Source organism: Microbacterium aureliae (assembly GCF_054780155.1).
In genome coordinates this window covers 351,031-372,018 of the sequence record NZ_BAAGWW010000002.1, presented here as the reverse complement: position 1 = coordinate 372,018, position 20,988 = coordinate 351,031, and the positions used below count along the sequence as shown (strand labels likewise).

General features: G+C 71.6%; 22 protein-coding genes and 1 pseudogene. 4 read left to right on the top strand and 19 right to left on the bottom strand.

The features are described from left to right. The first annotated feature begins 31 nt into the window (after positions 1-31). Complete coding sequence (locus ACYVF4_RS07820) at positions 32-1,192, top strand: hypothetical protein (protein ID WP_460721441.1); 1,161 nt, start codon at positions 32-34, stop codon at positions 1,190-1,192. 185 nt (positions 1,193-1,377) lie between these two features. Here the strand turns inward: ACYVF4_RS07820 and ACYVF4_RS07815 are convergent, their stop codons facing one another. From ACYVF4_RS07815 to ACYVF4_RS07805, 3 genes are all read right to left on the bottom strand, one after another. Then, a complete protein-coding gene (locus ACYVF4_RS07815; RefSeq protein ID WP_460721439.1) occupies positions 1,378-2,112 on the bottom strand; it encodes a tyrosine-protein phosphatase in 735 nt (244 codons plus the stop codon). Further along, positions 2,109-4,088 (bottom strand): cytochrome c oxidase assembly protein, encoded by a 1,980-nt coding sequence (locus ACYVF4_RS07810; protein WP_460721437.1) that lies wholly within the window; start codon positions 4,086-4,088, stop codon positions 2,109-2,111. The genes ACYVF4_RS07815 and ACYVF4_RS07810 overlap by 4 nt, the downstream gene beginning before the upstream one ends. A gap of 71 nt (positions 4,089-4,159) precedes the next feature. Then, positions 4,160-4,447, bottom strand: coding sequence for an HU family DNA-binding protein (locus ACYVF4_RS07805; RefSeq protein ID WP_460721435.1), 288 nt, complete (start codon positions 4,445-4,447; stop codon positions 4,160-4,162). Between the two features lie 220 nt (positions 4,448-4,667). Here ACYVF4_RS07805 and ACYVF4_RS07800 point away from each other — a divergent pair. Continuing rightward, a pseudogene (locus ACYVF4_RS07800) lies at positions 4,668-5,105 on the top strand (ion channel); the annotation flags it as partial. Between the two features lie 353 nt (positions 5,106-5,458). On the opposite strand, the gene ACYVF4_RS07795 reads toward ACYVF4_RS07800, so the two are convergent. From ACYVF4_RS07795 to ACYVF4_RS07720, 16 genes are all read right to left on the bottom strand, one after another. Continuing rightward, the gene (locus ACYVF4_RS07795) at positions 5,459-6,625 is read right to left on the bottom strand and encodes an alpha/beta hydrolase (protein WP_460721433.1); all 1,167 of its coding nucleotides are present in this window, start codon (positions 6,623-6,625) and stop codon (positions 5,459-5,461) included. Positions 6,626-6,713: 88 nt separating this feature from the next. Next, positions 6,714-7,019: a 30S ribosomal protein S14 gene (gene rpsN / locus ACYVF4_RS07790; RefSeq protein ID WP_169583741.1), complete on the bottom strand. Its 306-nt coding sequence runs from the start codon at positions 7,017-7,019 to the stop codon at positions 6,714-6,716. A 3-nt stretch (positions 7,020-7,022) separates the two neighbouring features. Beyond that, positions 7,023-7,193 carry a 50S ribosomal protein L33 gene (gene rpmG, locus ACYVF4_RS07785; RefSeq protein ID WP_018173550.1) on the bottom strand — a complete coding sequence of 57 codons (171 nt, stop codon included), beginning with the start codon at positions 7,191-7,193 and terminating at the stop codon, positions 7,023-7,025. Further along, the gene (gene rpmB, locus ACYVF4_RS07780) at positions 7,193-7,429 is read right to left on the bottom strand and encodes a 50S ribosomal protein L28 (RefSeq protein WP_055987914.1); all 237 of its coding nucleotides are present in this window, start codon (positions 7,427-7,429) and stop codon (positions 7,193-7,195) included. The genes rpmG and rpmB overlap by 1 nt, the downstream gene beginning before the upstream one ends. Positions 7,430-7,548: 119 nt before the next feature. Then, on the bottom strand, positions 7,549-8,301 hold the full coding sequence (locus tag ACYVF4_RS07775) for a DNA-3-methyladenine glycosylase (RefSeq protein WP_460721430.1): 753 nt from the start codon (positions 8,299-8,301) through the stop codon (positions 7,549-7,551). An 11-nt stretch (positions 8,302-8,312) separates the two neighbouring features. After that, positions 8,313-9,725 carry a hypothetical protein gene (locus ACYVF4_RS07770; RefSeq protein WP_460721428.1) on the bottom strand — a complete coding sequence of 471 codons (1,413 nt, stop codon included), beginning with the start codon at positions 9,723-9,725 and terminating at the stop codon, positions 8,313-8,315. Continuing rightward, complete coding sequence (locus ACYVF4_RS07765) at positions 9,715-10,413, bottom strand: TIGR03943 family putative permease subunit (protein WP_460723074.1); 699 nt, start codon at positions 10,411-10,413, stop codon at positions 9,715-9,717. Before ACYVF4_RS07765 ends, ACYVF4_RS07770 begins: the two co-directional genes overlap by 11 nt. Positions 10,414-10,501: 88 nt before the next feature. Then, entirely contained in the window at positions 10,502-11,530 is a 1,029-nt protein-coding gene (locus ACYVF4_RS07760) for a permease (protein ID WP_460721426.1), read from the bottom strand. Then, complete coding sequence (locus tag ACYVF4_RS07755) at positions 11,517-11,930, bottom strand: Fur family transcriptional regulator (RefSeq protein WP_460721424.1); 414 nt, start codon at positions 11,928-11,930, stop codon at positions 11,517-11,519. The genes ACYVF4_RS07760 and ACYVF4_RS07755 overlap by 14 nt, the downstream gene beginning before the upstream one ends. A gap of 43 nt (positions 11,931-11,973) precedes the next feature. Next, positions 11,974-12,843 (bottom strand): metal ABC transporter permease, encoded by an 870-nt coding sequence (locus ACYVF4_RS07750; protein ID WP_460721422.1) that lies wholly within the window; start codon positions 12,841-12,843, stop codon positions 11,974-11,976. Between the two features lie 13 nt (positions 12,844-12,856). After that, positions 12,857-13,666: a metal ABC transporter ATP-binding protein gene (locus ACYVF4_RS07745; protein ID WP_460721420.1), complete on the bottom strand. Its 810-nt coding sequence runs from the start codon at positions 13,664-13,666 to the stop codon at positions 12,857-12,859. Then, positions 13,663-14,646: a metal ABC transporter solute-binding protein, Zn/Mn family gene (locus tag ACYVF4_RS07740; protein ID WP_460721418.1), complete on the bottom strand. Its 984-nt coding sequence runs from the start codon at positions 14,644-14,646 to the stop codon at positions 13,663-13,665. The genes ACYVF4_RS07745 and ACYVF4_RS07740 overlap by 4 nt, the downstream gene beginning before the upstream one ends. A gap of 912 nt (positions 14,647-15,558) precedes the next feature. After that, the gene (locus ACYVF4_RS07735) at positions 15,559-16,941 is read right to left on the bottom strand and encodes a dihydrolipoamide acetyltransferase family protein (RefSeq protein WP_460721416.1); all 1,383 of its coding nucleotides are present in this window, start codon (positions 16,939-16,941) and stop codon (positions 15,559-15,561) included. A gap of 42 nt (positions 16,942-16,983) precedes the next feature. Further along, the gene (locus ACYVF4_RS07730) at positions 16,984-17,949 is read right to left on the bottom strand and encodes an alpha-ketoacid dehydrogenase subunit beta (protein ID WP_460721414.1); all 966 of its coding nucleotides are present in this window, start codon (positions 17,947-17,949) and stop codon (positions 16,984-16,986) included. Between the two features lie 89 nt (positions 17,950-18,038). Next, complete coding sequence (locus tag ACYVF4_RS07725) at positions 18,039-19,202, bottom strand: thiamine pyrophosphate-dependent enzyme (RefSeq protein WP_460723072.1); 1,164 nt, start codon at positions 19,200-19,202, stop codon at positions 18,039-18,041. A gap of 15 nt (positions 19,203-19,217) precedes the next feature. After that, positions 19,218-20,339 (bottom strand): histidinol-phosphate transaminase, encoded by a 1,122-nt coding sequence (locus tag ACYVF4_RS07720; RefSeq protein ID WP_460721412.1) that lies wholly within the window; start codon positions 20,337-20,339, stop codon positions 19,218-19,220. A gap of 48 nt (positions 20,340-20,387) precedes the next feature. Between ACYVF4_RS07720 and ACYVF4_RS07715 the strand changes: the two genes are divergently transcribed. Together ACYVF4_RS07715 and ACYVF4_RS07710 are read left to right on the top strand one after the other, a co-directional pair. Next, positions 20,388-20,594: a ribbon-helix-helix protein, CopG family gene (locus tag ACYVF4_RS07715; protein WP_460721410.1), complete on the top strand. Its 207-nt coding sequence runs from the start codon at positions 20,388-20,390 to the stop codon at positions 20,592-20,594. Next, positions 20,591-20,965, top strand: coding sequence for a type II toxin-antitoxin system death-on-curing family toxin (locus ACYVF4_RS07710; RefSeq protein WP_460721408.1), 375 nt, complete (start codon positions 20,591-20,593; stop codon positions 20,963-20,965). Before ACYVF4_RS07715 ends, ACYVF4_RS07710 begins: the two co-directional genes overlap by 4 nt. The last annotated feature ends 23 nt before the right edge of the window (positions 20,966-20,988 follow it).

The following is a 20,988-nucleotide window of genomic DNA, read 5'->3' as shown; positions in this document are numbered from 1 at the left end:
TTTCCCAGGTGTGGGTTCCTAGACTGACCCTGTGGACCAAGGGGCGGTGGACACCTACGCTGCGCGCGCGTCGGCGCCTGCAGCCGCCGGGCCCGTGAGGACGCCCCCGCCCGCGCCGCCGGCATCCGATGCCCCCACGCCCGCGCCGCCCAAGCGCATCCGGGTCTGGCCGTTCCTCGCCGTGCTGGCGCTGCTGTTCGCCCTGCTCGCGGGAGCCGTGTGGGCCACCAGCGCCTTCCTCTACCGCGAGCTCTACAGCCCCGGCGCGTTCGTCGAGCGGTATCTGTCGCTCCTCGCGGACGGCCGGGCCGCCGACGCACTTGCCGTACCCGGCGTCGCGGTGGACTCCGCCGCCCTCGAAGATGCGGGCCTGCCGGCCACGGCATCCCAAGCCCTTCTGCGCCGCGCGGCGCTGGCGCAGCTGAGCGACATCGTGATCGTCGCGGAGTCGACCGACGCCGAGACCGGCATCACCCGGGTCACGGCGGACTACCGCTCCGGAGGGTACGAGGGCCAGGCCGTGTTCGCCGTCGAGCGCGCGGGGATGATCGGGGTCGCGCCGACGTGGCGCTTCGCGCGGAGCCCGCTGGCCGTGCTCGACCTCACCGTGCGCGGGTCGATGAGCTTCGAGGTCAACGGCTTCGCGATCGACAAGCGCCAGGTCTCGGTCGACGGGGTGGATGCCGACCCCGCCGACGCGGTGCCGCTGCTGGTGTTCTCGCCCGGGGTGTACTCCGTCGCCGTCGATACCCCGATCTCCGAGAGCCCGGGGGTCGTCGTGGTGTCGGACAGCCCGTTCACCAACGTGCCGGTGACGGTGCAGACGAAGCCCACCGAGGAGTTCATCGGCGTCGTGCAGGACCGCGTGGACGAGTTCCTCGACAACTGCGCCACGCAGGAGGTGCTGCAGCCGACCGCCTGCCCGTTCGGGCTCGTGCTGCAGGACCGCGTCGTGTCGACCCCCGACTGGTCGATCGCCGAGTATCCGCCGGTCGAGGTCGTCCCCGACGGCGCCGGCTGGCGGATCCCCGACACCGACGCCGTCGCGCACCTCGACGTCGACGTCCAGTCCCTCTTCGACGGGTCGATCTACCCGGTGTCCGAGGACGTCCCGTTCATCGTGACCGCCCGGATCTCGGTGCTGCCCGACGGGACCGCGTCGATCGTGGTGTCCGGCCCCGACACCCGGTGAGGGTGGGGGTTGGTGGGGGCGCGGGGTTGGTTGACGGCATCCGTCGCTATGGCGCGCGGTAGCCGCGGACAGCGTCAGCAACCCCGCCGCCGCCTCCCCCGAACCACCGCATCACGTGATCCGTACGCGCAATGCGGGGGCGGGCGCGACAACACTTCCGACCGACGGATGCCGGCGCCCGGCCGTCACGGGGCAGTGAGCAGGCCCCTCAGCCGCAGGCGGCGATCGTCGTCCAGCCCCACCGCGTCCAGCACCGCCTGCGGGTCGGCGACGAAAGCATGGACGTGGTGCGCCACGCTTCCGAGCCACGCGGCCGCCTGCGCCGGCGTCCACCGGGATTGCCGGTCCGGGGTGGGTCCGCCGTGGTGGGCGGCGCCCGCCATCGCCCGCACCGATTCGGCGTAGTCGGCGACGATCTCGGCGGCCGGCACGCCCGCGTGGGCGAGCAGCAGGGCGCTGATCATCCCGGTGCGATCGCGTCCGGCCGCGCAGTGCACGAGCACTCCCGGCTCCGCGTCGGCGACCGCCTCGAGCGCTCCGCGCACCAGGTGCGGCAGGATGCGGACGTTGTGCGGCCAGTACTCCGGCGAGTCCAGGATCGGCAGGCATACGGCCCGGAACTCGGGATGCCGCTGGTCCTCCGTCGGCGCGAGGGTGACGGCCACCTGCGGCGGGGCCGGCACCGCCGGGTCGCCCTCGCGAGGACCGACCTCGTCCGCTGCTCGCAGGTCGACGATCGACCGCAAGCCCCACGCGGATGCCGCAGTCCACCCGGCATCCGTCAGCAGTTCTCGCCGCGGCCCACGGGCGACGCGTCCGAGAAGCGTCGTGCCCGTCGGCGACAGGTCGGTGGTGAGGCCGCCCAGGTCGCGGACATTGCGGAGTCCGTCCCAGTCCAGGACGCGCGGAGCGGGCGTCATCGCCGGGCGGCGCGCGCGTCGCGCTCGGCCAGTTCGGCCAAGCGGGCGTTGTAGGCGTCGAGCTCGGCGTCTCCGGTGCGGTCGGCGTGCCGGTCGCGGCGACGGGTCTCGCGGGTGTCGCTGCGCGACCACTGGATCGCCACCATCACCGCGAGGATGAGCGTCGGGATCTCGCCGATCGACCACGCCGCGCCGCCACCGATGTACTGGTCCTCGAGCGGCGAGACCCCCCACGTGCGGCCCATCGCGCCGAACCAGTCCGCGATCATCAGGCCCTCCTGCATCATGATCGCGATGCCGAAGAAGGCATGCACCGCCATGACGCCGATGAGAAGCAGGAGCCGTCCGGCATACGGCAGCCTGTAGGGCACCGGGTCGGCGCCGACGAGCGACAGCGCGAAAAGGTATCCGGTGATCAAGAAGTGCGCGATCATCCACTCGTGACCGAGGTGGTCGTACAGCGACCAGCGGAAGAGGTCGGTGTAGTAGAACACCCACAGGGACCCGATGAACAGCGCCGCCGCGACGAACGGGTGCGTCACGACGCGCGAGAACGGCGAGTGCACGGCCCACAGGATCCACTCGCGGCCGCCGCGCGTGCCATCGTCCCGCTTGCGGATCGTCCGCGCGGCGAGCGTCACCGGGGCGCCGAGCACGAGCAGCAGCGGGATCGCCATCGTCAGCAGCATGTGTCCGACCATGTGCATGCTGAAGAGGTAATCCTGGTAGACGTTCACGACGCCGCCCGTCACCCACACCAGCAGCGCGACACCGGCGAGCCACGTGATCGTGCGGTGCACCGGCCACGCGTCGCCGCGGCGGCGCAGCCGCCACACTCCGGCGACGTAGAAGAACGCGCCGAGCCCCGCGGCGACCGCCCACAGCAGGTCGATGTCCCACGCGGTCACCCAGGTGGCCGGCGTCGGCTCCGGCGGCAGCGGCGCGCCGGTGAGGATCTCGGCCGGCGTCTGCTGCAGGGGCAGCCCGGCGCCGGCAGGAGGGGGCGTGCGGGCGAGCGCCGCGGCCGCGCCGCTGGCCGCTCCCATGATGGCCAGCTCCACGGCGATCAAGCCCCAGAACGCTCGGGATGCCGGTGCCTCGGCCAGCCGCCCGATGACGCGTCGCCGGTACCACGCGCCGAGAACCCCGAGGGCGACGAGCGCGACGACCTTCACCATCAGGATCAGTCCGTACGGCGAGAACAGCGCGTCCCACGTGCGGAGCCCCACGACGGCCCGGACGGTTCCCGTCAGCGCGACGACGATGAAGGCGGCCAGCGCGAGGCTGGAGTACCGCGCGACGACGTCGGCGATGCGGGCGCGGTCCAGGACGGGCCGCACGACGACCAGCAGCACGAGTCCCCCGAGCCACACCGCCGCGGCGACGATGTGCAGGGCGAGGGCGACGACGGCGGAGTTGTGGTCGGCCTCATCGCCGGAGTGCCCCTGCGTCGCCATGGGCACGAGCGAGGCGGCGGCGAGCACCGCGACCAGGAAGACGGCGGTGAACGAGCGGACCGCGAAGGTCAGGACGGTGAGGACGGCGCCGGCGATCGCGGTGATCAGCCACGTGCGGCCGGGCTCCGTCTCGACGAGGAACCTTGCCAGCTGCGCCCCGAACTCCGGACTCGCGCTGACGACGGGGTTGAACGCGTCGACGAAGGTGAAGAAGCCGACGACGGCCGAGGCGAGCGTGAAGAGGGCGGCAGAGATGGATGCTGCATCCAGGGCCGTGTCGAACTCGCGCTCACCCGCGCGAAGGGTGAACAGCGCTGTGACCAGCGTGCCGGCCAGGCCCGCGGCCGACAGGTTCACGATGAGCTTCGCGGCGGGCAGGCCCCAGCGCACGAGCGGTCCGGGATCCCCGATCAGGAGCGGCTCGACGGCTCCGCCGTAGGCCAGCGCCCACGCCAGGACGGCGACGGCCGACACGGCGAGAATGGCGGGCCCGGCGGCCCGCAGGGCACGGGAATCCACCACACAAGCCTAATCGGGCATGCGAAAGGGGGATGCCGGGCGAGCGGCATCCCCCTTCCGACGACGACGTCTTACTTGACGGCAGCCTTCAGCTTCGAGCCGGCGGTCACCTTGACGCGCTTGCCGGCGGGGATGGCGATCTCTTCGCCGGTCTGCGGGTTGCGGCCGGTACGGGCCGAGGTGGCGACCTGCTCGAACGAGATCCAGCCCGGGATCGAGACCTTGCTGCCCTTGGCGACGGCCTCGGAGACGGTCGAGAACAGGGAGTCGAGAACGCCCGAGACGGCGGACTGGCTCTGGCCCGTCGCGCTGGCGATGCTCGCGACGAGTTCGGTCTTGGTGATGGACTTGTCGGCCATTAGGTGTGTCCTCCAAAGGCGGCGGGATCCGCTGCCTTCTTCATTGCTCGGACCGAGGGGCGTCGTGCCCGTCGGCTGGTCGGATCGACCGCCTCGACTATAGCCAGAAACCCCGGAAATTCGCGGATTTTCGACTCTTTGGGCCAATTCGCCCCGGCGTGTCGGGGTCGGAAGTGACGGATGTGGCCGATGTGGGAGCACCCCGCCGTACGCTGAAGGAATGAGCGTCGTGAGCACGGTGGCCGGGGCGCTCCTGGTGCTGATCGCCCTCATCGACGTCTTCCAGACCCTGCTGCGGCCGAGCGCGACGGGCCGCCTGACCCACCTGATCTTCCGCGGAGCGTGGGCGGTGGCCAGGCGCCGGCCTCGCGCGCTCGTGGCCAGCGGCGCGCTCACGGTGCTGCTGACGATCGGGCTGTGGGTGGTGCTGATCGCTGTCGGCTGGGCCCTGGTCTACCTGCCTCACGTGCCCGACGGCTTCGCGTACTCGGGCGTGGATCCCGGTCGCTACCTGCCGTTCTTCGAGGCCCTGACATTCTCGCTGGTCGCCCTGACGACCCTGGGTCTTGGCGATGCGGTGCCCACCGACCCGTTCATCCGCGTTCTCTCGCCCCTCGAGGCGCTCACCGGCTTCGCACTGCTGTCGGCATCCGTGTCGTGGTTCATGCAGCTCTATCCCGCGCTCGCGCGCCGCCGGGCACTCGCGATCGAGCTCACCGGGCTGCACGAGGCGGGACTCACGCGCGAGCTGGCCGCCATCGGACCCGCCGCCGCGCGGGACACGGTGCGCTGGGTGACCCAGTCGCTCGCCGCGCTGACGGCCGACCTCGTGCAGAACACCGAGATCTTCTACTTCGCCGAGCGCGACGCCCGCCTGTCCGCCGCGCGCGCCCGTGCGCGGCGAATCCCCCGCGGAGGTCCTGGCCCACGTCGCGACCAGCTCCGGCCACCGCGTCGACCCCTGACTCCGGCATCCGCCGACCGCCGACGCCCCGCGGCGACGCCGCGAGGTCAGGCGTGCAGGCGGCGCAGGGCGGACACGACGTCGTCGTGCCAGCGGCGTGCGGCGGGCAGAGCGCCGGTGAAGATCGGGGTGTCGTGCGTCACGCCCTGGTACCGCACGACGCTCGCATCGACTCCGGCGCGCCGCAGCGCGGCCCCGTAGGCGTCGCCGTCGCCGCGCAAGGGATCGAACTCGGCGGTCAGGATCACCGCGGGCGGCAGGCCGGCGTGCGAGGCGGCGCGCAGCGGCGATGCGTACGGCTCCCGCGCGGCGCGCATGGACGGCAGATAGGTGCGCGCGACGGAGCGCAGCTCGCGCGCGACGATGAGACGGGGGATGCCGAGGGCCCGCGTCGCCCGCAGATCCAGGCTTCCGCCGGTGAGGTCGACCACCGGCACCTCGAGCACCTGCACCTGCAGCGGAATCGCCGCCCCGTCCCGATTCTTCAGGGTGACGGCGGCGGCGATGCCGGCTCCGGCCGAGGTGCCGAGGATCCCCAGCCGGTCCGCGTCCACGCCGATCGCGGCCGCGGACTCCACGAGCCAGAGCAGCGCCGCGTACCCCTGCTCGACCGGAGTCGGATACCGGTGCTCAGGGGCGAGGGCGTAGTCCACGGCGACCACCGCGACACCGGAATCGGCCGCGCGGCGGCGGAAACCGGCATCCGTCGTGGGGTAGTCGATCCCCCCGATGCGGAACGCGCCGCCGAAGAACGCCAGCACCGCCGGCACCGCCTCGCCGTCGTCGCGCGGGTGATAGACGCGCACCCGCACCGCGGGGTGTCCGGCGACCTCGACGAGATGCTCGCTGGTCCGGATGCCGGGCCCCGGGGTGCCGACCGTCTGCAGCTCGGTGCGGTCCCAGGCGAGGGCCGCGCGCCGGTGCCGCGCCCGCGCGCGGGCGTGCGGCGCCGCGGCGCCGCCCGCGACGCCGCGATCAGCACGCGCGTCCCCCGCGCCGCCCGCGCCCCCCGCGCCCCGCTTCGCTTCGCTTGTCGTGGATGTACGCGTGGAGGGCGCGAACGCCGACATCCAGGGCAAGCGAAGGAAGGGGAGGCGGGAGCCGAGCGACGCGACACGGGACGTCAGCCGGGAGCGCAGGGTGCCGAGAGCCTGGTCGAAGAGGTACCGGCGGTGCACGCGCAGGCGCTGCTCGAAGAAGGGGTCCAGCGGCATCTGCCCATCCTGCCCCCGGCGGCAACGGGAAAGGCCCGGAGTTCCGAGGAACTCCGGGCCTTCACAGCGAAATGCTTCGCGTACTGGCTTACCAGCTCGACTTGGTCACGCCGGGCAGCTCGCCGCGGTGCGCCATGTCACGGAAGCGGACACGCGAGATGCCGAACTTCGTGAGGACACCGCGGGGGCGGCCGTCGATGACGTCGCGCGAACGCAGGCGGACCGGCGACGCGTTGCGGGGAAGCTTCTGCAGGCCGACGCGGGCGGCCTCGCGCTGCTCGTCGGTCGAGGTCGGGTCGACCAGGGCCTTCTTCAGCTCGGCGCGCTTGGCGGCGTAGCGGTCGACGACCTCCTGGCGCTGCTGGTTGCGCGCGATCTTGCTCTTCTTAGCCATGGATCAACGCTCCTCTCGGAAATCGACGTGCTTGCGGATGACCGGGTCGTACTTCTTCAGGACGATGCGGTCGGGGTTGTTGCGGCGGTTCTTGCGCGTCACGTAGGTGTACCCCGTGCCGGCGGTCGAACGCAGCTTGATGATCGGACGGACGTCCTGTGCCTTCTTGGCCATCAGAGCTTCACACCCTTCGCGATCAGGTCCTTCACGACCGACTCGATGCCGCGGGCGTCAATGACCTTGATGCCCTTGGCCGACACGTTCAGCGTGATCTTGCGACCAAGCGAGGGAACGAAGTAGGTCTTCTTCTGCACGTTCGGGTCGAAGCGGCGCTTCGTCCGGCGGTGCGAGTGCGAGATGTTGTGACCGAAGCCGGGAACTGCTCCGGTCACCTGGCACACTGCTGCCATGGTGATGTCTCCTTAGTACCGTGGGAGCCGGACGGCCCCACCCAAGATCCCTTGTCTGCGTCCCGGGCGCGGACGCACCGGAACACGAACTGCGTGCTGGAGTGCGCGCAGACAAAGAGTCATCCTAGCACGGGGGGCGTGTCGGGCTTGACAGGGCCCGCTCCGCGGCCCCACCGGAACGCCGACACCGTCGGGTCGCCCGCGATCCAGAACCGCCACGGATACCCGTGGCCGCCCGCCTCGCCCGCGACCCCCACGCGAGGCCCGGTCGCGACGGCGGCGACCGGTTCGTCGAGCAGACGCAGCCACGCCCGTGCCCCGGCGAGGTCGTCACCGGTGACCGCGTCGATGCCGTCATGCACCGGATGCCGCAGACCGACCGCGTCGCCCAGTCGCCCCGGCCCGCGCGCGAGGTCGCGGTGCGTTCTCGCCGCGGGGCGTCGCCGCAGGGCGGCATCCGTGCCCTTGATGACCTCGGCAGCGCGCAGCAGCACCCCGCCGGCGGTGCCCTCGGGGCCGCACACGACATTGACGCACGAGTGGATGCCGTGGCTGAGGTACACGTAGAGGTGACCCGGTTCGCCCCACATGGTGGCGTTGCGGGCGGTGGGTCCCATGCGGGCGTGCGAGCCCGGGTCCGGCACGTCGCCCGTGCCGCGGCCGTGATACGCCTCGACCTCGGTGATCCGCACGGTGACGCGGTCGCCCGCGACGAGCGTCGACAGGTGGGCGCCGAGCAGCCGCGGCGCGACCTCGAGCGGCAGCGCGCTGAGCTCCTCGCGCGTGGCGGGATGCCGCGGCGTGGCGTCGCCGGCGGGCTCGCCGCCGGCGGGCTCGGTGACGGGCGGCTCGGTCGCAGGCGGCTCGGTCACAGGCGGCTCGGTCACAGCGGCGGGGTCTGGCACCACGACATCGACGACCCGGCGAGCGCGACCACCTCGGAGGCGTCGGCGAGCTCGATCACGCGGGTCTCGAGGCGGCCGGGGAGCGGCAGCAGATAGGTGTCGTAGGGGTTCTCGATCGCGTCGGGCGCGACGAGCACCGCGAGGTAGCGGCCGCTGGGCGAGGCGCAGGTCTGCAGCACCGCGTCGGTCTCGGGTGTCTCGAACACGACGCGCGAGGCGCCGTCGGGGTCCACGACGGCCACGGCGGTGCGGCCGGTGGGCCGGTCGCCCTCGACGACGGCGGCGGAGCGGATGGTCGACCCGTCGGGCAGCGGTGTCAGCGCGTCGATCCGGCCGAGGGCGGGCACGGCATCCGGAAGCTGCTCTTCACTGGCGTCGGTGAGGTCTATCGCGACGAGGCTCTCGAGCCGCTCCACCACCGCGACCGTCGACCCGCGCGGGATCCCCTGGATCGACAGGGCGTTGCCGAGCGAGGTGGCGTTCGCGCCGTCGGAGCCGGTGAGCAGCAGCGACCCGTCGAAGGACAGCAGCAGGATGCTGTCGGTGTCGGGCACGAAGCGCCATTCGGCGATCCGGGGGTCGACGCCCGAGGGCGCGACCGGCACCAGGCCGAAGTCGGAATTCGCCCCGAGGGACACCGTGTACAGCTGGCTCTCGCGGCCGCCGTCCTCGCCGAGGTTCGCGTCGGAGTAGACGAAGCCGATGCGCTCACCGCGGTCCGCGCTCTGCAGCGCCGTGACGAAGCCGTCGCCGGGCAGCGGGATCTCGCGCGGGTTCTCGCCGTCGAGGTCGGTGACCAGCAGCGCCGCCTCGTCGTCCTCGGTGCGCACCGACACCACGAGGTGGCCGGCGGTGGTGCGGAAGTCCTCGATGTGCGGATGCCGGAACACCGGGACCGCGTTCTCGCCCGACAGGTCGGTGGCGAAGACGGTGTCCTCGTCGTCGCCGCGCTGCAGCAGGTGCGCGGTCGCCGACGCGGTGCGGAACGTGTGCTCGAGGGTCGCGTCGGGGCCGCCGCCGAGTCCGGTGACGCCGTCGATCCGGACGGTGTACTCGGTGTCGTCCCACAGCGGCAGGGTGAAGCGCACGCCGGCGCTGCGACCCGACGTGTCCACCGCGAACGGCGTCGCCGGGGTCACGGTCACCTGCGACGCATCGATGTCGGCCAGCGACTGCGACGTGGTGAAGATCAAGCGAGATCCGGATGCCGCGACCGCCGCCTCGGGATCGACCTGCACGCTCGAGATCCGCGGCCCCTGCGCGACGTTGACCACGGCGCCGGCGGCGCCGAGCAGCGCGAGCACGCCGACGACGGCGGCGAAGGTGACCGCGAAGGTCCGGCCCCGCCGGGCGCGTCCGCGGGTGCGGCGCGTCGGGGAGTCAGTACTCATACGGGTCCTCAGGCTCGTCGATGACCTCGATCTCGGAGGCGTCGATCGTGAGGCTGCCGTCAGACGACGAGCGCACGGTCCCCGTGATCGTCACCCACTGGCCGGTCGAGGGGGCGTCGCCGCCGACGACCGGCACCGACGCGGACTGCGCGTCGATGACGCAGTGGGTGATCACGAGGCGCGTGAGGTCGAAGTCGCCGCCCTCGCCCGGGGTGACGAAGCCCGTCAGCTCCACCTCGTCGCCGTCGAAGGCCTCGGGGTTCGTCGACGAGGCGAACACCGCCGACCATTCCCCGACCCCGAACGACGCCGTGTCTCCCGTGGACGCGAGGGTGACGGCATCCGACCCGGCGAACAGCGGCGGAGCGCCCACATCACGTGATATCGCGAGTTCGGCCGACAGCGACGCCGGCGGCAGCAGCAGGGTCAGCAGCACCACGCCCGAGGCGAGCGCCCCGCCCGTGGCGGTGGCGACGGCGCCGAGCGAGGGGCCGCGGCGGCCGTGCGCGTCGCCGTGGTCGTGGTCGTGGTGGTCGTGGTCGTCTTCGGCACCCAGGGGCAGCGCGAACGACGCGACGGCGCCGACGACCGTGAGGATCGCCATCGAGATCGCGAACCACGTCGAGTCCGGGTTGATGTAGAGCCCGAGCCTGCCGGTGAGGGCGAGGGCGATCGTGACGACGGCCATGACGGTGGCAAGACCCACCCCGAGCCAGCGGGTGGCGAGGGCGTGGCGCGTCGAGTGACCGGGCGCGTGTGCGGGTGTGCGGGTCGCGTCAGACAACGAGGTTCACCCCCACGGCGAGCGCGAATGCGAAGAGGATGACCACGGCGACGATGCCGGCGAGGGTCCGCGTGGTGAAGGTCGTGCGCAGCAGCGCCAGCATCTTCACGTCCACGAGCGGCCCCACCAGCAGGAACGCGAGGATCGAGCCGGGCGTGAAGGTCGAGGCGAACGACAGCGCGAAGAAGGAGTCGACGTTGGAGCAGATCGACACGACCATCGCCAGGGCGATCATCGCGACGATCGACAGCGCGGGGTTCGAGCCGATCGCCAGCAGCGCCTCGCGCGGGACGAGCACCTGCACGGCGCCGGCGATCGCGGAGCCGATGACGAGCGCCGGCATCACGGCGCGCAGCTCGATGGCGAACTGGGCGAGCGTCCGCCGCCAGCGGCTGCCGGGCTCGTGGGTCACGAGCACGCACGTGTCGCGGAAGCGATCGGTCAGCAGGGCGTCCGGCGACGGATGCCGGCTGTACAGCCAGCCGATGAGGTTGGCGATCGCGTAGCCGCCGAGCAGGCGCAGCACCAGGATGCCGTCGTCGAAGCCGAACGCGGCGTGCGTGGTGATGATGACGATCGGGTTGACGATCGGTGCGGCGATGAGGAAGGCCATCGTCTCGGGCACCGTGAAGCCGCGCATGAGCAGACCGCGGGCGAAGGGCACGTTGCCGCACTCGCAGACCGGGATGAACATGCCCAGCAGCGACAGCACCGCGCGTCTCGCCCACGCCCGACGCGGCATCCATCGCTCGATGACACCCGGCGGCACCCACACCTGCACGACGATCGAGAGGATCACGCCGAGCGCGACGAACGGCAGCGATTCGATCAGGACGCTGACGGCGAGGGTGAGGCCGTCCTGTGCGCGGGTGGGGAGGGGCGCGGGGAAGAGCGACGGCGCGAACGCGTCGATCGCGAACAGCGCGGCGATGACGGCCGCACCGATGCCCAGTGCGACCAGAGCGCGCGCGGTGGGAGTGGGTTCCAGCCGCGCGGTGCGGGGCGGGTCAGTCCGCGTCACGCTGCTGTTCCCGGGCCTGGGCGCACGTCGCGCACAGTCCGAAGATGTCGACGATGTGCTCGGCGTCGCGGAAGCCGTGGGTCGCGGCGGTGCGCTGCGCCCACTGCTCGACGTCGGTCGCCTCGATCTCGACCGTTAGGCCGCACGACCGGCAGATCAGGTGGTGGTGGTGGCCGGCGCTCGTGCACGCGCGGTACAGCGATTCGCCGTCGGGGCTCTGCAGCGAGTCGGCGTCGCCCTGGGCGGCGAGGCCGGCGAGGGCCCGGTAGACCGTGGCCAGTCCGATGCCGGTGTCCTCGTCGCGGAGGGTGGCGTGCAGCGTCTGCGCACTGACGAAGCCCCGCGCGTCGGCGAGGGCCTCGCGCACGCGTTCGCGCTGCCACGTGTTCCGCTGGGCCATGGTCGGGGAGTCTACCGGCGCGTCCTGAACGGGACCCGGGCGCTCACGCGTTCTCGGCGGACCGCGCGAAGCGGCCGCGGCGGGCGCCGATCGCGCGGCACACGATGTAGATCGCGAACGAGATGGTCGTGATGTAGGGGCTGACCGGAAGGGTGCCGGCGATCGCCAGCAGGATGCCGCCGACGGCCGAGACGAACCCGAAAACGGCCGAGAGGACGGGGACGGACACGGGTCCCGAGGCGATGCGCATCGCGGCGGCGGCGGGGGTCACCAGCAGCGCCATCACGAGCAGCGCGCCGATGATGTGGACGGCGACGGCGACGATCAGGCCGAGCAGCAGCATGAAGGTCAGCGACACCGCGGTCGTCGGCACACCGCGCGCGGCGGCGGCCTGCGGGTCGAGGGAGTCGAAGCGCAGCGGGCGCCACACCAGCACGAGGCCGAGAAGGACGAACGCGCCGATGCCGATGAGCCAGCCGAGCTGGCCGGTCTGCACCGACACGATCTGCCCGGTGAGCAGACTGAAGCGGTTGGCGCTACGGCCGTCGTAGAGCGAGAGGAACAGGATGCCGAGGCCGAGGCCGAACGGCATGAGCACGCCGATGATGGAGTTGCGTTCGCGCGCTCTCGCCCCGAACCAGCCGATGAGCGCGGCGGCGATGAGCGAGCCGAGGATCGAGCCGGTGACGACGTCGAATCCGATGAGCAGGGCGGCGGCGGCCCCGGCGAACGACAGCTCGCTGATTCCGTGGACGGCGAAGGCCATGTCGCGCTGGATGACGAAGACGCCGATGAGTCCGCCGACGAGCCCGAGCACGGCGCCGGCCCACACCGAGTTGGACACGAGCGCGAGGATCTCGCCGTAGACGGGGATGCCCCCGAACATGGCGTCGCCGATGTCGTTCCAGTTCATCGGTGGCCCTCGTTCATACGTGGTCCTCGTGGTGGTGGTGCGAGGCTTCGGCGTCGGGCGCGCCGACGACCACGAGCCGGTCGCCGGCGCGCAGGACGAACACCGGCGCGCCGTACAGGTCGGTGAGCACCTGCGAGGTCAGGACGTCCTTGGGCTTGCCGAGGGTGAACCGGCCGCCGGCGAGGTACAGGATGCGGTCGACCTTGCCGAGGACGGGGTTGATGTCGTGGGTGACGAGCAGCACGGCGGCGCCGGTGTCCTTGCGGTGGCGGTCGATGAGGTTCACCACCGCGCGCTGGTTGGCGAGGTCGAGGCTGGTGAGCGGCTCGTCGCACAGCAGCAGGCGAGGGTCGTCGGCGAGGGCCTGGCCGACGCGCAGACGCTGCTGTTCGCCGCCGGACAGCAGTCCGACCGGACGGTCGGCGAAGCTCTCGGCGCCGACGGCGGCGATCAGCGCGTCGACACGCTCGTGGTCGGCGCGGCGCGGCAGCGGCGGACCGAAGCGGTGCCCGTTGACGCCCAGGCGCACCAGGTCGCGGCCGCGGAGCGCCGTCTCGCGGGGCAGCGGGCGCTGCTGCGGGATGTAGCCGATGCGGCGGTTGCCTTTGCGGCGGACAGGTTCGCCGAGCGCGGTGATCGTGCCCGAGCTCAGCTGCTCGAGGCCGAGGATGGCGCGCAGCAGCGTCGTCTTGCCCGACCCGCTCGGACCGAGGACCGCGATCAGTTCACCGGGCTCGACGGTGAGGTCGAGCCCGCTCCACAGTTCGCGGTCCTCGCGGTGCAGGCTCGCGCCGCGGATCTCGAGGGGTGGCGCGCCGGTCACGACCCCAGCGCTTCGGCGAGGGCGTCGATGTTCTGCTGCATCCACGAGATGTAAGTCTGGTCCCCGGGCAGGGTCTCTGTGTACTCCACGACCGGGATGCCGGCATCCGACGCCTCGTCGAGCAGCTGCGTGGTCTCGGCTCCGCCGGTCTGGGCGTTGGCGATGACCGCGGTGACACCGCCGTCGCGCAGCAGGGTGAGGGCTTCGAGCATCGTCGCGGCGGGGACGTCCTGCCCCTCTTCGACGGCTTCGCTGAACGCCGCGGGCGTGACGTTCTCGAGTCCCGCGTCGTTGATGAGGTACGTGGCGAGGGGTTCGGTGGCGAACACGCGATCGCCGTCGTGGGTGGTTGCAATGTCTGCGAGGGACGCCTCGAGGACTTCGATCCCTGCGAGGAGTTCGTCGGCGTTCGCGCTGAAGGCGTCGGCGTCGTCGGGGCTCAGCTCGCCGAGCTCGGCCGCGATCTGCTCGACGACGCCGCCGATCGCGTGCGGGTCGTACCAGACGTGCTCGTTGAAGCCGTCGACGTGCTCGTGGGAGTGGTCGTCGCCGACCGCGGCTTCGTCGTGCGCGTCGTCGTCGTGGCGGGCGTTCTCGGGCCACGCGTCAGAGAACTCGACGGCGGTGACGATGCGCGCGTCGCTGCCGCTGGCCTCGATCAGCGCGTCGATGAAGGCGTCGTAGCCACCCCCGTTCTCGATGATGAGGTCGGCGGACGCGACGGTGAGCTGATCGCGCGCGCTCGGCTCGAAGGAGTGCGGATCCTGCGACTCCGACGACACGATCGAGGTGACGTCGACGAGATCGCCGCCGACCTGCTCAGCGAGATGCCCGTACACGTTCGTCGAGGCCACGACCTGGATGGCGCCGTCCTGCGCGCCGGCGCCCGGGGACGCTGCGCCGCCCGCACAGCCCGCGAGGGCGAGCGAGGCGGCAGCGGTAAGGCCGAGGACGATCGAGGCACGACGAAGAACGGGCATGCGTTCATCGTACTGCTATTGATAATCGTTCTCAAACTCGCGGTTTCGAACCTTTGTGATTTCGCCAATGAACTTCACGCTCACATAGCCGGAGGGAACTGGGCGCCGACACGGTCAGCGCCGCGCGCTCACCCGCACCGGCGCTGCAGTTGACGTCATCCGTCGCCACCGGGCACAACGATCGCAAACAGCGTCAACCTGCCAAGCGTGCGATAGCCGCAGATGACCGCATCCGTTGTCAGCCACGCAGCGACCGCAAACAGCGTCCACCCGCCGAGCACTCGGCGGGTGGCACCGACCGGATCCCTCGCCATCGCCGTTCCTCGCCGTCGCCCACGATGTCCGCAAACGGCGACAACCCGCGGCATCCGTTGTCACCCACGGCGGAGACCGCCGATAGCGTCAACCCGCCGAGCGATCGGCACCCCCGCCGACCGCGTCCATCGTCGCCGGGCACGACGACAGCCGGTGGCGTCAAGCGGCACCCGCCGCCGAGCGCGTCGGTCGTCACCGCGCCTGGAGATGACCGCATTCGTCGTCATCCGCGACGGTAATGACGGATGGCGTCAACATGCCGAATGCCCTCCCGACGCGGATGACCGCATTCGTCGCTATCGACGGCGGAGATCGCGGATGCCGTCAACTTTCCGGCCCGTAACGGCCCTCTCGACCGTCTCCTGCCAAGCATCGGCACGCGAGTCGATGTGCGCGGCGCCGAGCAGGGTGGCAGCGGAGGGCCGTGTGAGCGTGAAGTTCAATGGCGAATTGGGAAACTGTCGACGGGTTTTCGGCGGCGAGGAACGCAGGCGCGCCACCGTTCGCCCGACGGCGCGGCGCGCGGTTGGCGCGGTGCGGGAAGGGCGGCGCGGGGCAGGCGGGGCGGGGCGGGGCGGACCGGACGGGCGGGGCGGATCAGTCGAGGAGGAGGGCGGGTTCCTCGAGGATCGACGCGACGTCGGCGATGAAGCGCGACATGCCGTCGCCGTCGATGACGCGGTGGTCGAAGGATCCCGCGACGGTGGTGACCCAGCGGGGGCGGACCTCGCCGTCGACGACCCACGGCTTCTGGCGGATCGTGCCGAGGGCCACGATTCCGGACTCGCCGGGGTTGATGATCGGGGTTCCGGCGTCCATTCCGAAGACGCCGATGTTGGTGATCGTGATCGTGCCGTTCTGCTGATCCGCGGGCGAGGTCTTGCCTTCGCGGGCGGTGAGCGTCAACTTCTCGAGGGCACGGGCGAGGTCGCGCATCGACAGATCCTGCGCGTCCTTGATGTTCGGCACGAGCAAGCCGCGGGGGGTCGCCGCGGCGATGCCGAGATTCACGAAACGGCGGACGCGGATCTCCGCTCCCCCGTCGGTGTCCACCCACGCCGCATTGACCATCGGCGTCCGGCGCGCAGCCCAGATCACCGCGCGCGCCATGATCAGCAGCGGCGACACCTTCACGTCGGCGAAGTCCGGCGACGCCTTCAGCCGCTTGACGAGCTCCATCGTGCGGGTCGCGTCCACATCGGTCCACACCGAGACGTGCGGAGCCGAATACGCCGACTGGACCATCGCCGACGACGTCGCCTTCCGGACGCCCTTGACGGCGATCGTCTCTTCGCGGCCCTCGGCATCCGGCGCCGGGGTCGAGCCCGGCCCAGAAGCGCTCGCCGACACCTGCGCGGGGCCGCGTTGCGCGGGCGCCGGGATGGTCTCCTCGCGGACATCGCCCCACTCGGGCGTCGCGATGTTGCGGAACACGCTCGCCTGCGACGCATGCTGCACGACGTCCTCGCGGGTCACCTCGCCGGCGGCGCCGGTCGGCGTGACTGCGGCGAGATCGACCCCGAGATCACGCGCGAGCTTGCGGATCGGCGGCTTGGCGATGACTCCGACCGACGACACGACCCGCTCCACGGCGGACGGCGCCGGCTTCTTGCGCCGCGACTGCACGTGCCCGCCGGTGCCGTACCCGACAAGCACGGCGCCATCGCCCTCGGGGGTTGCGGGCTCGGACGGCTCGCCGTGCTCGCTGCGGCCGACGACGGCAGGAGCACCGGCATCCGTCAGCGATTCGATCGTGATGATCGGGGCGCCGACGTTGACCGTCTGCCCCTCGGCGGCGACGAGCTCGCCGACGGTGCCGGCGAACGGCGACGGCAGCTCGACCAGCGACTTCGCCGTCTCGATCTCGACCAGCACGTCGTTGACGGCGACGGTGTCACCGGGGGCGACCCGCCACGAGACGATCTCGGCCTCGGTCAGCCCCTCGCCGACATCGGGGAGGACGAATGTCTGGGTGCTCATGGAGCTCTCCTCAGCGAATCAGCTAATCAGCGAATCAGCGAATCAGTACGCGAGCGCGCGGTCGACGGCCTCGAGGACGCGGTCCGCGTCGGGCAGATACGTCCCCTCGAGCTTCGCCGGCGGGAACGGGGTGTCGAAGCCCGACACCCGCAGCACAGGAGCCTCGAGCGCATAGAACGCCTGCTCCATGACGGTGGCCGACACCTCGCTGCCGAGCGAGGTGAAGCCGGGGGCCTCCTGCGCGTAGACCATCCGGCCGGTGCGGCGCACCGAGTCGAGGATCGGCCCGTAGTCCACGGGCGACAGCGAGCGCAGGTCGATGACCTCGCACGACGTGCCCTCGCCCTCGGCGACGGCCGCCGCCTGCAGCAGCGTGTGCACCATCGCGCCGTGGCCGACGAGCGTCACGTCGGTGCCGCGGCGGACGACCCGGCTGGCGTGCAGCGGCAGGGCGCGCGCCGACGTGTCGACCTCGCCCTTCATCCAGTACTTGCTCTTCGGCTCGAGGAAGATCACCGGATCGGGCGAGGCGATCGCGTCCTGGATCATCCAGTACCCGTCGTTCGGCGTCGACGGGCTCACCACGCGCAGGCCCGGCGTGTGCGTGAAGTACGCCTCGGGGCTCTCCTGGTGGTGCTCGACCGCGCCGATGTGCCCGCCGTAGGGGATGCGGATGACCACCGGCATCTGCAGCGCACCCTCGTTGCGGTACGTCAGCTTCGCCAGCTGCGACGTGATCTGGTCGAAAGCCGGGAAGACGAACCCGTCGAACTGGATCTCGACCACCGGGCGGAAGCCCGCCATCGCCAGCCCGATCGCCGTGCCGACGATGCCCGACTCCGCCAGCGGGGTGTCGAGCACGCGCCGGTCGCCGAACTCGGCCTGCAGGCCCTCGGTGACGCGGAACACCCCGCCCAGGCGCCCGATGTCCTCGCCCATCAGCAGCACGCGGTCGCTGCCGGCGAGCGCCGCGCGCAGACCGGCGTTGATCGCCCGGCTGAGCGGCATGGTCGTCGGCGCGACAGACGCGACAGGCCCGGCAGGCGCGCCAGTCGCAGCAGGCGCAGCGGCGGATGCCGGCGCAGAAGCGATGTCGGTCACGACGCACTCCCCTCATCGAACGACGCCTCGTACGAGGCGAGCCACGCCTGCTGCTCGTCGATGCGCGGGTGGGACTCGGAGTACACGTGGCGGAAGATGTGGTCGCGGTCGAGCCCGCCGAGCTCGCTGGTGCGGACCCGGACGTCGTCGGCGACGGCCGCCGCCTCTGCCTCGACGTCGGCGAAGAAGGCATCCGCGGCCCCGCGTCCGCGCAGGTAGGCGCTCATGCGGGCGATCGGGTCCCGCCGCGCCCAGCTGGACTCCTCGTCGGAGGTGCGGTACTTCGTCGGGTCGTCGCTGGTCGTGTGCGCGCCCATGCGGTAGGTCATCGCCTCGATCGCGCGGGGACCGGCGCCGCCGCGCGCCTCATCCAGCGCGACGCGGGTCACGGCGTAGCTGGCGAGCACGTCGTTGCCGTCGACCGGCACCGACGGCATCCCGTAACCGTCGCCGCGGCGATACAGCGGCGAGCGCGACTGCGTCGCCACCGGCACCGAGATCGCCCACTGGTTGTTCTGCAGGAAGAACACCTCGGGTGTGTTGTAACTGGCGGCGAAGACCATCGCCTCGTGCACGTCGCCCTGGCTGGACGCCCCGTCGCCGTAGTAGACGATGACGGCCTCGTCGCGGTCGACGTCACCCGTGCCGCACCGTCCGTCGAAGACGAGCCCCATGCCGAAGCCCGTGGCGTGCAGGGTCTGCGCGCCGAGGACGAGCGTGTACGGGCGGGTGTTGCCGTTCTTCGGGTCGGTCGGGTCCCACCCGCCGTGGGTGAGCCCGCGCATGAGGCGGATGATGTCGATCGGGTCGACGCCCCGGATGCGGGTGACCACGTGCTCGCGGTAGGACGGGAACAGGTGGTCCTGCGCGCGCGCCGCGCGCGCCGAGCCGACCTGCGCCGCCTCCTGCCCGAGGCTCGGCGGCCACAGCGCCAGCTGCCCCTGCCGCTGCAGGTTGGTCGCCTGGCGGTCGAAGGCGCGGATGATCGCCATGTCGCGGTAGAGCCCCTCGAGCTCGGCGTCGGCGAGGCCGTCGATGACCGAGAGGTACGGTTCGGCGGCAGGGGTCGGCGCCAGGGAACCGTCGGCGGCGAGCACGCGCACCAGGCGCGCGTCGTCCGAGTGTGCTGCGTCGTCGGCCGCGGCCGAGATGTCAGGCAGAGTCACCGTTCCACGCTAGCCCTTCGCGGCGTGCCCCTCTGGGAGGTCTCTCACAACGGATGCGGCGATCGCTAGGACCTTCTCGACAGACTCCTCTTCGCCGACAGAGATCCGGATACCGTCACCGGCGAACGCGCGGACGATCAGACCGGCCGCATCGAAGGTCTCGGCGGCCTCGACAGTGGCCTCGCCGGTCGGCAGCCACACGAAGTTGCCCTGCGCCGCGGGGATGTCCCACCCGGCCTCGCGGAGTCCGGCCGCCAGCCGGTCGCGGCGCTCGGCGACGACTGCGACGCGCTCGAGCAGGTCCGCCTCGGCGTCCAGGCTCGCCAGCGCGGCGGTCTCGGCCTGCCCCGTCACCGACAGCGGAATGCTGGTGCTGCGGGCGGCGTCCAGCACGCGCGCGTGGCCCACGGCGTACCCGACCCGCAGTCCTGCCAGCCCGAACGCCTTGGAGAACGTGCGCAGCACCACGACGTTCGCGCGTGCGGGCCCTCCCGGCATCCGGAGCCCGTTCACGGCCTCGGAGTCGGTGACGAACTCGGCATACGCCTCGTCGAGGATGACCAGGACGTCGCCCGGCACGGCGTCGACGAACGCGTCGAACTCCGCCTGGGTCACGACCGGCCCGGTCGGGTTGTTGGGCGTGCACACGATGATCGCCCGGGTGCGGTCGGTGACCGCGGCCGCCATCGCCGCGAGGTCGTGCCGGGCGCCCTCGGCGAGGGGCACCATCACCGGCTTCGCGCCGGCGAGCACCGCCAGCCACGGGTAGGCCTCGAACGAGCGCCACGCGAAGATGACCTCGTCGCCCGGCGAGCACGTCGCCTGCACGAGCTGGGCGAGGATCGACACGCTCCCGGCCCCGACGTGCACCTGGTCCTGCGTGACGCCGTAGCGTTCGGCCAGTCGCGCCCGCAGGCGCCCGGCCGTCGCGTCGGGATAGCGGTTGAAGGCGGATGCCGCGGCCACCGCCTCGACGACACCGGGCAGCGGGTCGAAGGGATTCTCGTTGCTCGAGAGCTTGAAGGCGTCGGCACCGGCCTGCCGCCCCTGCTTGTAGGGCGGGAGCGCGGCGATCTCGGGCCGGACCCGCACGGGGATGTCGGAAGCCGGGATGTTGGAAGCCTCGGTCACGTGCCGAGTCTACGAGCCCTGCCAGGCGCCCGCTGATACCATTTCGGTATGGCCATGACGCTGCGTCTTCCCGAAGAACTGGACCGCCGGCTCGAAGAGATCGCCGCGGCGGAACACATCTCCAAGCACGCGCTGCTCCTCCAGGCGGCGCAGATGATCGTGGAGCGCCGTGGAAGGCGAAGCGAGATTGCGGAAGCGATCGAGTTCGTCGTGAGCCACGATGCCGAGCTGCTCGATCGACTCGCCGACGCATGAGGGCGGACTACCTGACGCTCGACGACGCCGTGCAGGTGACCCAGTCGCTCGGCTTCCACGTGCGGGATGCGGGGTTGCTCGCCTCCGCACTGGCTCGGCCGGCGGCATCCATGTTCGGCGAGGACGCGTACCCCGACCTTGACACCAAGGCCGCCGCGCTTCTGGAGTCGCTCGTCAAGGATCATGCTCTCGTCGACGGAAACAAGCGCACCGGATGGACCCTGATGGTGGCATTCCTGTGGATAAACGGGTATCGCCACGACTTCACGACGGACGCGGCCTTCGATCTCGTCGTCGGCGTGGCCGAGGGACGTGTGGACGTCCCCTCCGCGGCGACTGCGACCAGCCGGCACCGCGTGCCGCGCGGCTGATTGCGCGCCGCGGCGGGCGCTGG